Genomic DNA, 10,793 nt, shown 5'->3' with positions numbered 1-10,793 from the left:
TCGATGGTCTGGCTAGCGCTCGAACGCTAACCGCTGGGTCAGGCTTTCCAACTGTTGATACTGCTCATCCAGATACTGGCCATAGGCCTCCAGCGGGCGAAAGTCCACCAGAGAGCCGTGGGTGTCCATCAAGCGACGTGCCAAGTCAGGCGCTTCCAGCGCCTGACGGAAGGCGGTGGCAATGCTGGCCAGCCGTTCAGGAGGCGTGTTCAAGGGAGCAAGCAAACCGCGGTCCGTGGTATTGACCAGCGTGATGCCCTGCTCCAGAAGCGTCGGCACGGACGGTAGCGCCGCAAGACGCTGCTCGCTGGCAGCGCCCAGAGGCACCAGGGCACCCGACGCAAACAGGGTGCCTGCAGACGGCAGGTTGAGCATGGCAAAATCAAGCTCTCTGCCTAACAAGGCCACGACCTGGGCACCGGTATCAGGATACTGGACGAACTGTACATCGCTGGCATCGATACCGGCCTGAGCGAAGAAGTGTAGCCAAAAAAAGTGGTCCGTTGAGTTGGGAATCACCCCGAACAGCAGCTTGCCCGGCTGTTCGCGCACCTTTTCGGCAATCTGAGAAGCACTGCTGACCGAGTGACCTGCATAGGTGGCCGGAATGTTCACGGTGCGGGTCAGCAGGGCAATGGGGGCGAATGCCTCATGCGAAAAGTTGGCAAGCCCCGACAGGTAGGCGAGGTCGATGGTTTGATGGCTGCCCAGTACGGTGTAACCATCGGGCGGGGATTCCTTGACGAACTGCGCCCCCAGCGTGGCCCCGCTGCCGGGCATGTTCACGACGATGATGGGGGCCTGTAGCGCGACCTGGGCACGCTCGGCAATGGCTCTGAACAAGACATCCGTTGCGCCGCCTTCCCCGTAGGGCAGCACCAGCGTCATGTCCGTGGCAGGGTAAGGCTCCGTTTGCGTCTGGCCATGGGCAGAGGCGCCCACGAAAAGGCTTAGCCACCCCAACAGCACGATGGCCGCCCAGCCGCTCGATGAAGACCATAAGCCACGCTGCCGTCGTCGTTCGGTTTGCTTCGCGTTCATCGGGGGTGCCTCATGCTACTTAGTCTTATAGCTGGCAACATACCTTGAATTTGCGTCCGCTTCCACAAGGGCAGGCATCGTTACGGCCCGGCTTCAGGAGGATCACGGCGGGCTTTCCGTCGACGTACCACCACCGCTGCTCTTCCCATACGAACCGCGAGGCTTCTTCCAGCACATGCCAACGGCCTGATTCCCTGAACGTTGCCTTGAAGTGCACGTGCCCTTCATCGCGGGAAGGCTGCGGTGCCGACACGATGACAAGCGACTGCCACTGCGTCGTGGGGTCGGGTGGCAGTGTGGCTGGGCGCGTGGTGGCGTGCCAGGTGGCCAGCAAATAGTCACGCTCATTCAACGCAAAGGCGGTGTATCGTGAACGCATCAGGGCTTCCGGGGTTTCTGGAATGGCCTGGCCCTGATGAAACGGCTGGCAGCAGGCTGCCAGTGGCAACGTGCTGCCACAGGGGCAACTTTCCGGCATGGGGTGGGTCATAACGGTGACTCTAGCTTGTGCAATGAATAACGGCTGTCGACGTTTCGGAAATAGGGCCCGAGTCAGGTATAGTAGCAGAGCAAGATCTTCAGACAGACGGAGTACGACAACACGATCGATCATTCTTTCCAAACGCAGTGGAGGTTCTCCTATGAAGGTTTACAGACCGGAATGGCAGTGCACGTTTAGCGTAAACGAAGGCGCAGAAGAATCAGCAAACTGGAAAGAGCGAATCGCGTGGCGGCTTAGACAAATCGCCGACCGACTAGAAGGCGGTGGCCGTACGGTAAAAATCGACTACAACGTCTCTCCGCACGTAAGCCGAGACGAAGTTGATACCTGTTTGGGGAAAGGGTTTGAGGTGACTCAGCGGCTGCTGACCCAACTTGCCCGCCAACAGGCCTGCGAAGATGTGATGCGCCACGTGAAAGCAGAGCTTTACGAAGAGCAACATCAGCATTAATTGCAATAAGCACCATAGAAACGTTTCAGAAAAACACCCGCCCGTTTAACCATTGGCGGGTGTTTTTTATTGTGCGCGATTTATACTACGGGTTCATTAGCAGCCATCATCCCGAATAGGGTGTTTCTAACGCCTGTCCTAATCGCTGCATAAACGCCGTGCATTCATGCAGCTGGGCCGTCTCAATATACTCATCGGGTTGATGCGCCTGAGCGATGCTGCCAGGGCCAAGAATGATTGTCTGCAAGCCCTGACCTTGGAACTGCCCCGCTTCCGTGGCGTAAGCCACCGCATGATTGCAACACCCTGCTGGTAAATGGTCTTTGGCTAAGCGAAGCACCTGGTCATTTTCGCGGTCGGCCAAGCCCGGCACCGTCACGTTTAACGGCACCGTGGTCATTTCTACTGTTTTGCCTTTGGCCTGTAATTCAGCGGTTAGCTGCTCGCAGTACGCCTCGAAGCGGGCGTAGATCTCATCAAAGGTGTCGGTGGGTAGGTGGCGAATCTCCCACTCGAACTGGCACTCCCGCGCCATAATATTGATCGCCGTACCGCCCTTTATTTTACCTACATGCAGGCTGGTATGAGGCACATTAAAGGCCTCGTCGACGCGGCCCTCTTCCACCAACGCCGCCATGGTATCTTCAATAAACGTGACCAGCCTTGCCGCAACGTGGATAGCTGAGGTGCCCTGGTTCACTTGGCTACTGTGAGCCTCTTGCCCAATCACGGTGGTACGCAAGTTAGTTGCGCCTTTTTGAGCGACCACCGGCTGCATGTTGGTAGGTTCACCAACAATCACATGGGCAGTGGTGGAGTAGTGCGCGTAGAAGCGTTTAATAAGACTAGGCGCGCCCACACACCCGATCTCTTCATCGTATGAAAACCCGAAATAGATGGGCTGCTTAAGCGATGCATTGACCCAGGCAGGCACCATGGCCAACGCGCAGGCAATAAAGCCTTTCATATCACAGGTGCCACGCCCGTAAAGTCGGCCATCACCGCCATCGCGTAGGGTAAACGGATCGCTCGTCCACGGCTGGCCTGCCACCGGCACCACATCGGTATGCCCTGAAAGCATCACCCCACCAGGCGCATCAGGGCCTACGCGGGCAATCAGGTTGGCTTTGGTGCCACACGGGCTCATCACCCGCTCTGAAGCCACACCATAATCAGCTAGATAGTGCTCAACGAATTCAATTAGGGCCAAATTAGATTCACTGGAAGTGGTATCGAACGATACTAGCTTCGCCAGTAACGTAGTCGCGTCAGTCATACTGCTCTCGTTAGTTAGGCTCTTCATATCACCCTATCACCGCCTCTCTCCTTTTCCTACTAAGCAGACCGACGGACAACGAAACGTTGACTGTCACGTCGAGTTCATCGTGCATTCATGAAAACGTCACCTACACTTTCTACTGTTCAGTGCACTCAAAAACTTAATAAACGTACTGCGCACGACCCACAAGGAGCCGTTATGTCACGTTTCACGTTGCACGCGCTTGCCCTCGGTGTGGCTACCGCCACGTTCAGCCTTTCTGCTCACTCAGCAACCAACGTTAACTGGTGGCACGCCATGGGCGGCCAACTGGGTGAAATTCTTGAGCAGATGACCGAAGAGTTTAACGCCTCACAGGAAGACTACCGCGTGACACCCAGCTACCGCGGCAACTATACCGAAACGATGACCGGTGCCATTGCAGCCTTCCGCGCCGGTGAGCAGCCGCATATTTTGCAAGTGTTTGAAGTCGGCACCGGCACCATGATGAATGCAGCTGGCGCTATTTACCCTGTTTATCAACTTATGGAAGAACACGGTCGTGCGTTTGATCGCGAGGACTTCCTACCCGCCGTGGTTGGTTACTACACCGATGCCAACGGCAATCTACTATCGTTTCCGTTCAACTCCTCAACGCCTATTATGTATTACAACCGCGATGTGTTTGAGGAAGCAGGGTTAGACCCAGAGCAGCCACCGCAAACCTGGGAAGAAATGGCTGAGTACGCAACTCAAATGACTGAGGCAGGCGCGGCTCGATGTGGTTTTACTTCCTCATGGCCAAGCTGGGTGATGCTGGAAAACTTCTCGGCCATGCATAACCTACCCTTGGGCACACTGGAGAATGGCTTCGGGGGCCTAGAAACCGAACTGAACTTCAACAACGAACACGTAGCCCGCCACTGGGATAATCTAAAAGCGTGGCAAGAAGAGGGCCTATATCGTTGGGGTGGCCCTGGCCCTGGTGATGATGCGTTACCAATGTTCTATTCTGGAGATTGCGCCATTTTCTTCGGCTCTTCTGCTTCGCGGGCAAATATTGCCGCTAACGCAGACTTTGAGGTTGGCTTTGGTATGCTGCCCTACTACGCTGACGTAGACGGCGCGCCGCAGAACTCGATTATTGGTGGCGCGACCCTGTGGGCACTGCAAGGCCACAGCGATGAAGAGTACGAGGCCGTTGCCGCCTTCTTCGAGTATCTCTCACAACCCGAGGTGCAAGCTGAGTGGCACCAAAAGACCGGCTACCTGCCCATTACCCAGGCGGCCTGGGACCTAAGCGCAGAGCAGGGTTATTACGACGAAAACCCAGGTGCTGATACCTCCATCAAGCAAATGACGCTAAACGAGCCAACCGAAAACTCGAAGGGTCTGCGCTTTGGTAACTTCGTACAGATTCGCGACATCATTTCTGAAGAGATGGAAGCCGTGATGAGTGGCCGCAAGGATGGGCAGAAAGCATCTGACGATGCTGTCCGTCGAGGCAACAACTTATTGCGCGATTTCGAAGCCGCTAACCAATAAACCAAAAAACCTTTCGCCGTCTACTGATCGGTAGGCGGCGCATTCGTTTGTTGTAAGGTGAGCTTCAATGCAGACCAAACGCATGACCTTCCCAGGGCGTTTTTTGCCCTATGCCCTGTTGGCTCCCCAGGTCATTATTACGCTGATCTTCTTTATTTGGCCGGCCGGCAAAGCAATGTACCAGTCATTGCTTCGCGAGGATGCCTTCGGCCTGCGTACGACTTTTGTTGGGTTGGAAAACTTTGCCCGACTGTTCCGTGATGGGGACTATCTCAACTCGCTATCGGTGACTGCTGTCTTCGCCGTAGGTACTACGCTGATTTCTATGTCAGTGGCGCTGCTGTTGGCCAGCACCGTTAACCGTATGATTCGCTCACGCAGCACTTACACCACGCTACTGGTATGGCCCTACGCCATCGCCCCCGCCATTGCCGGGGTATTGTGGTGGTTTATCTTTAATCCCTCCATTGGCATCGTGCCCTATCTGCTGGATATGGTCGGCTACAACTGGAACCATCGAACCTCGGGAAATGATGCAATGCTACTGGTGGTATTAGCGGCTGCCTGGAAACAGATCTCCTACAACTTCTTGTTTTTTTTAGCCGGTATGCAATCTATTCCTCAGTCACTTATCGAAGCGGCGGCCATTGACGGCGCTAGCCCAATGAAACGCTTCTGGACCATTGTGTTCCCGCTACTAACGCCCACCACCTTCTTCCTAATGGTCGTCAACGTGGTCTACGCCATGTTCGACACCTTCGGTATTATCCACGCCACAACCCAAGGCGGCCCATCACAAGCCACCAACACTCTGGTCTATAAGGTTTATGCCGACGGTTTTATTGGCCTGAACCTAGGCTCTTCAGCCGCTCAGTCGGTCATTTTGATGGTCATTGTGATTCTGCTCACCGTGGTGCAGTTCCGCTTTATTGAACGACGAGTAAATTACTAATGCCGATTTTCCAGACACTTACTAACCAGAGAGCCTTGTGATGGTTGAAAACCGCCCCTGGGCCAATGTGTTTGCCCATACCATCCTAATCATTGGCGTCGCGCTAGTGGTTTTCCCGGTATACATCGCAATTGTCGCCTCGACTCATGGGCCGGGAGAGTTTTTGCGCGGCACACTGCCCCTATTACCAGGCCCACATGCCATCGATAACTACAAAGCCATGTGGAATACAGGCCTTTCTCGGGCTGGCGCACCACCGGCTGGGCAGATGCTGTGGAACAGTTTTGTCATGGCGATGGCAATTACCATAGGCAAACTGTCAATTTCGCTGCTATCAGCGTTTGCGATTGTTTACTTCCGCTTCCGCTTCCGGATGTTCTTTTTTTGGATCATTTTTATCACCCTGATGCTACCGGTGGAGGTGCGTATTATTCCCACCTTTCAAGTCGTGGCAGACCTGAAGATGCTCAACAGCTTCGCGGGACTTTCAATACCACTGATTGCGTCGGCAACGGCGACGTTCCTATTTCGTCAGTTCTTTATGACGGTACCGGAAGAGATGTTAGAGGCGGCACGGGTGGATGGCGCAGGCCCGCTGAAGTTTTTTAAAGACATCTTAATGCCACTTTCCATTACCAATATCGCGGCGCTATTTGTGATCATGTTTATCTACGGCTGGAACCAATATCTCTGGCCACTACTGATCACCACTGACCCCGACTACTACACCATTGTGATGGGCATCCAACGCATGACCACCGCCGCCGATGGCGACCCCCAGTGGCATTTGGTAATGGCTGCTGTCGTGATGGCGGCCCTGCCACCGGTGCTGGTGATCCTGTTTATGCAACGCCTGTTCGTGAAAGGCCTGACCGAGACGGAGAAGTAACCATGGCCAGCATTACCCTGGAAGGGCTGAAGAAAACCTACGCCGGTAACGTGGCAGCCGTCAAAGGCATCGACCTGCACATCGAAGATGGTGAGTTCGTGGTACTGGTGGGGCCTTCCGGCTGCGGTAAATCGACCCTGCTGCGCATGGTGGCCGGGCTGGAAAGCATTACCGAAGGCACGTTGAAGATCGGCGAGCGGGTGGTCAACCGGCTGGAGCCAGCCGAACGGGACATCGCCATGGTGTTCCAGAACTATGCGCTCTACCCTCACATGACGGTGTACAACAACCTGGCCTACGGCCTGAAAAACCGTGGCTTCAAGAAGCAGGACATCGACCAGCGCGTGCGCGCCGCCGCCAAAATGCTGGAAATCGAGGAGTACCTGGAGCGCAAACCGCGCAAGCTTTCAGGTGGCCAGCGCCAGCGCGTGGCCATGGGACGCGCGCTGGTACGCGAGCCCTCGGCCTTCCTGTTCGACGAGCCGCTCTCCAACCTGGATGCCAAGCTGAGGGTGCAGATGCGCGTCGAGATCAAGCAGTTGCAGCGTCGCCTGAAGACCACCAGCCTGTACGTCACCCACGACCAGCTCGAAGCGATGACCCTGGGCGACCGCCTGGTGGTGCTGAACGCAGGCAATATCGAGCAGGTAGGCACGCCCATGGAGATCTACACACGGCCTGCCACGCTGTTCGTGGCCCAGTTCATCGGCTCCCCTGCCATGAACATCCTGCCGCAGGCCTATCTGGCCCCCCAGGATCATCAAGGGATATTGAGCCAGCTGCCGGAAGGCACGGACACTCTGGGTATTCGCCCGGATGACATGCTGCTGACACCGCCTGCCGAGCCGCATATCGCCCTACGAGCCACGCTGATGCTATACGAAGCAGCCGGGGCCGAAAGCCACCTGTACGTGCATCTGGCCGACCGCCAACAGCCTACGGTACTGAAAACCGCAGGCCAGCCTCCCGTTCAGGAGGGCGAGACGCTCAACCTGTACGTCACCGCCGGTGCCCTGCACCCGTTCAATGCCACCACGGGGCAGCGCACCGGCTGAGCCTACCGCTTGCCCAGGGCGATGAAGTGACTATTCGTCCTGGGCAATATCGACAATACGACCTTGAGGCTGGTAAAACACCTCGCCATGGGGCACCACATGATCACGCAACATTTCCCAGTCGGTATGCCCCACGATGGTATGGCGGCCATCGTCGTGGGCCGCCTGACGATACTCACCAATGGTGGCCTGGCCCGGGCTGGAGGTGGCGTCGCTATCCTGGGTGCTCAACCCGAAGATCCCGATACGCTCCCCCTGGTGTTCGAGGATCATGCCGTCATAGAGATACCCCGGCTGGGGATCGGCCGTGATGCTCTCCCCGAGGCGCTCGGCAAACTCGGTAGACGCCGAAAAGTCCAGGTTGGCGCCTAAAATGGGGAAGTCTGCCCCTGCAAAGAACGCCGCCAACGCCTGATGACCGGTCTCAGGGTCACCCAGGTCGAACTCATGATTCCCCGGCACGAACGCGTCGTAGCCCATCAGGTTCATGAAGGTCAGCGCATCCTGGCCCTGAAACTCGTTGAAGTAGAGCGTCCCGGAGAAGATATCCCCCGCATCCAGCAGCAGCCCCTCGCCATAGGTCTCCCGGGCCTCGTTCAAGGTGGCCACCAGAGCCGGGTAAGCATCCGTGCGGCCATGCAGGTCGTTGGTGTGATAGATCGTCAGGGTCAAGTCACTTTCCTGGTATATGTAACGATACTTGCTTCCTGCGGCACAAGATGGGGCACATTGCGTGTCATCGCTTGTTCACCTGGCTGTCGCCGCGGTGTCACTGTTGGGCCTCACCATGGCGCTAAACGTGATAAAGGGATGAATCGCTCATGCGACTCTGTATCGTCAGCGAAACATGGTCACCGGAAATCAACGGCGTCGCGCACACGCTGAACCGGCTGTGTCGTGAACTGCTGTTGCTGGGTATCACAGTGGACGTGATACGCCCGGCGCCGCGTCAACCCGGCAGCGCTGCGTGCGCTACTCAGGAACTTCAGGTCAAGCGGTTTGCGCTGCCTAACTATACCGACGTTCAGGTAGGCTTTGCCCGCCCCGGGAAGCTTCAGCGCTTTTGGCAGCAATACCGCCCGGATGTCGTCTATCTGGCGACCCAGGGCCCGCTGGGCTGGGCAGCCCGCCAGGCAGCCCAGCGCCTGGACCTGCCGCTGGTGGCCGGTTGGCATACCAACTTCGACCATTACTGCCAGGATTATGGGGTTGCCTGGCTGAGCAAAGCGACACGACGCTATTTGCGCTATTTCCATAACGGCTGCGCGCTCACCCTGGTGCCTACCCAGCAGCAAGCCGTGGCGCTGCGCCAGGATGGCATCAAAGACGTACAGGTGCTGTCCCGGGGCATCGACGGCGAACGCTTTTCGCCCGCCCACCGCGACCTCGCGCTGCGTCAGCAGTGGGGCGTCAGCGAGCATCAACCGGTAGCCCTGTACGTAGGGCGCCTGGCACCCGAGAAGAACCTGTCGCTCCTGCAGGAAACGCTGCAAGCCATGCGCAGCGCTCGCCCCGATATGGCGCAGGTCATCGTCGGCGATGGCCCGGCCCGCAGCCAGCTGCAAAAAGCCTTGCCCGAGGCCCACTTCACCGGTTTCGTAGATAAGCATTCGCTGGCTCGCCACTACGCCAGCGCCGACATGTTCGTGTTTCCCTCGCTGTCTGAAACCTGGGGCAACGTGGTGACCGAAGCCATGGCCAGCGGCCTGGCAGTCGTGGCGTTTCGCCACGCGGCCAGCGCAGCACTGATTCACAGCGGCCATAACGGCATTACCGTGGCGACCGACGATGCGCTGGGCTTTCAACACGCAGCGGTCACGCTGTGTCAGCACCCTGCCGATTACGCACGACTAGGAAGAGTCGCCCGCCTGCGCGCGCTGGAACAGAGCTGGACGGGCATTGCCGAGCAATTTCTACGTTACCTGCACCATGCCCAGGAGGCCCGCCATGCGAGCTCGCCCGCTTGTCGTATTCGATCGTCTTGACCTGTTGGAGTGGCGCTTTTGCCAGCGTGTGACGCATCTCTCGCTCTACCGCCCCTGGCGTCTGACGCTCCAGACGGCCAGCAAACTGGGTGATTGGCCCGTTTGGGTACTACTGATTGCAGCTCAGCCCTGGCTGCAAGCGGACGGCCTCTGGCGCATGTGGCAATACTCACTGATCGCGCTACTGGCGATCCTGGTCTATAAACTGGTGAAAACCCGGCTGTGTCGTGAGCGTCCCTTCATCACCTACCTGGGGGGCGTCCACTGTGGTGAACCCGCCCGAGACCGCTACAGCTTTCCCAGTGGCCATACCATGCATGCCGTGATGTTCAGCGTGCTGGTGGCTAGCCATACCCCCTGGCTGTTACCCATCGTGTTACCGCTTGCCTTGATCATCGCGATCTCGCGGGTGGGGCTGGGCCTGCACTATGTCAGTGACGTGCTGGCCGGGGCCGCCATGGGCTATGGATTTGCGCTATTGGGACTCTACTGGATGGGCTAGGCGCTGTTCGAATACCTGAACGCCATAGCGCTTTCATTTGATTGGCACTACGTCAACTCATTACCCTTTTCGAATCATCAAGGAGCGATGAGATGACCATGACCGTTGGTGAACTGTTCATCGCACTGGTGCTCATTGCGCTGGTGCTGCTGGTCAGTAACGCGCTGCGCCTTTGGCTGCCCTGGCTGCGCCGCCTGTTTCTCCCCAGGTCGTGGTGGGGCAGACCATGGCCTGGGGCCAGTATGTGGTCGGGCTAAGCCTTGCCCTGCTGGTGCTGGTACCGCTTTTCAACATGAACCCCATGGTGGGGGCACTGATTGAAATCGGTTTCGAAGGCGGGCACGGCACCGCCGCAGGCATGGCCGACACCTTCGCCGACCTCGGCTTTGAGGAAGGCGCCGACCTGGCGCTGGGCCTGGCCACCGTCGGCATCGTTTCGGGGGTGTTGATCGGCACGGTGATGATCAACATCGCGGCACGCAGAGGCGTGGTCAAGCCTACCCGTGAAGAAGACCAGCCGGATGAAAGCCTGCGTGAAGACGAACGCCCCTCTACAGAGGAGTTCAGCGAATTCAAGAAGGATCTGGCACAAGAAGCAGGTACCACCGACCCA

General features: G+C 57.4%; 13 protein-coding genes. 9 read left to right on the top strand and 4 right to left on the bottom strand.

What is annotated here, in order from left to right:
- Window positions 1-12 precede the first annotated feature (12 nt).
- Window positions 13-1,041 (bottom strand): Bug family tripartite tricarboxylate transporter substrate binding protein, encoded by a 1,029-nt coding sequence (locus tag HSS18214_RS0113730; RefSeq protein ID WP_016915853.1) that lies wholly within the window; start codon window positions 1,039-1,041, stop codon window positions 13-15.
- A 25-nt stretch (window positions 1,042-1,066) separates the two neighbouring features.
- Window positions 1,067-1,531 carry a YchJ family protein gene (locus HSS18214_RS0113725; RefSeq protein WP_016915852.1) on the bottom strand — a complete coding sequence of 155 codons (465 nt, stop codon included), beginning with the start codon at window positions 1,529-1,531 and terminating at the stop codon, window positions 1,067-1,069.
- A gap of 151 nt (window positions 1,532-1,682) precedes the next feature.
- On the opposite strand from HSS18214_RS0113725, the gene HSS18214_RS18895 reads away from it, so the two are divergent.
- Window positions 1,683-1,994 (top strand): hypothetical protein, encoded by a 312-nt coding sequence (locus tag HSS18214_RS18895; RefSeq protein WP_081193492.1) that lies wholly within the window; start codon window positions 1,683-1,685, stop codon window positions 1,992-1,994.
- 106 nt (window positions 1,995-2,100) lie between these two features.
- On the opposite strand, the gene argE is transcribed toward HSS18214_RS18895, so the two are convergent.
- Window positions 2,101-3,270: an acetylornithine deacetylase gene (gene argE, locus HSS18214_RS0113715; RefSeq protein ID WP_026001940.1), complete on the bottom strand. Its 1,170-nt coding sequence runs from the start codon at window positions 3,268-3,270 to the stop codon at window positions 2,101-2,103.
- Window positions 3,271-3,471: 201 nt separating this feature from the next.
- Between argE and ugpB the strand changes: the two genes are divergently transcribed.
- The 4 genes from ugpB (at window position 3,472) to HSS18214_RS0113695 (ending at window position 7,693) form a co-directional block, all read left to right on the top strand.
- Window positions 3,472-4,797 carry a sn-glycerol-3-phosphate ABC transporter substrate-binding protein UgpB gene (gene ugpB / locus HSS18214_RS0113710; RefSeq protein WP_016915849.1) on the top strand — a complete coding sequence of 442 codons (1,326 nt, stop codon included), beginning with the start codon at window positions 3,472-3,474 and terminating at the stop codon, window positions 4,795-4,797.
- Window positions 4,798-4,864: 67 nt separating this feature from the next.
- Entirely contained in the window at window positions 4,865-5,749 is an 885-nt protein-coding gene (ugpA, locus tag HSS18214_RS0113705) for a sn-glycerol-3-phosphate ABC transporter permease UgpA (protein WP_016915848.1), read from the top strand.
- Window positions 5,750-5,789: 40 nt separating this feature from the next.
- Window positions 5,790-6,638, top strand: a complete 849-nt coding sequence (ugpE, locus tag HSS18214_RS0113700) for a sn-glycerol-3-phosphate ABC transporter permease UgpE (protein ID WP_016915847.1) — start codon at window positions 5,790-5,792, stop codon at window positions 6,636-6,638.
- 2 nt (window positions 6,639-6,640) lie between these two features.
- Window positions 6,641-7,693, top strand: a complete 1,053-nt coding sequence (locus tag HSS18214_RS0113695) for a sn-glycerol-3-phosphate import ATP-binding protein UgpC (protein ID WP_016915846.1) — start codon at window positions 6,641-6,643, stop codon at window positions 7,691-7,693.
- A 30-nt stretch (window positions 7,694-7,723) separates the two neighbouring features.
- On the opposite strand, the gene HSS18214_RS18295 is transcribed toward HSS18214_RS0113695, so the two are convergent.
- The gene (locus tag HSS18214_RS18295) at window positions 7,724-8,365 is read right to left on the bottom strand and encodes a metallophosphoesterase (RefSeq protein WP_016915845.1); all 642 of its coding nucleotides are present in this window, start codon (window positions 8,363-8,365) and stop codon (window positions 7,724-7,726) included.
- 149 nt (window positions 8,366-8,514) lie between these two features.
- Here HSS18214_RS18295 and HSS18214_RS0113685 point away from each other — a divergent pair, with 149 nt between their 5' ends.
- The 4 genes from HSS18214_RS0113685 to HSS18214_RS18290 all read left to right on the top strand — a co-directional run.
- On the top strand, window positions 8,515-9,678 hold the full coding sequence (locus HSS18214_RS0113685; protein WP_016915844.1) for a glycosyltransferase family 4 protein: 1,164 nt from the start codon (window positions 8,515-8,517) through the stop codon (window positions 9,676-9,678).
- Complete coding sequence (locus HSS18214_RS0113680) at window positions 9,641-10,180, top strand: phosphatase PAP2 family protein (protein ID WP_016915843.1); 540 nt, start codon at window positions 9,641-9,643, stop codon at window positions 10,178-10,180. Before HSS18214_RS0113685 ends, HSS18214_RS0113680 begins: the two co-directional genes overlap by 38 nt.
- Before the next feature lie 92 nt (window positions 10,181-10,272).
- A complete protein-coding gene (locus HSS18214_RS19610) occupies window positions 10,273-10,437 on the top strand; it encodes a hypothetical protein (RefSeq protein WP_016915842.1) in 165 nt (54 codons plus the stop codon).
- On the top strand, window positions 10,407-10,793 hold a 387-nt coding region (locus tag HSS18214_RS18290), incomplete at its 3' end, for a sodium/glutamate symporter (RefSeq protein ID WP_272942920.1). The genes HSS18214_RS19610 and HSS18214_RS18290, both read left to right, overlap by 31 nt.

This window comes from Vreelandella stevensii S18214, assembly GCF_000275725.1.
GTDB classification, from domain to species: domain Bacteria; phylum Pseudomonadota; class Gammaproteobacteria; order Pseudomonadales; family Halomonadaceae; genus Vreelandella; species Vreelandella stevensii.
This window is presented reverse-complemented; position numbering and strand designations above follow the sequence as displayed.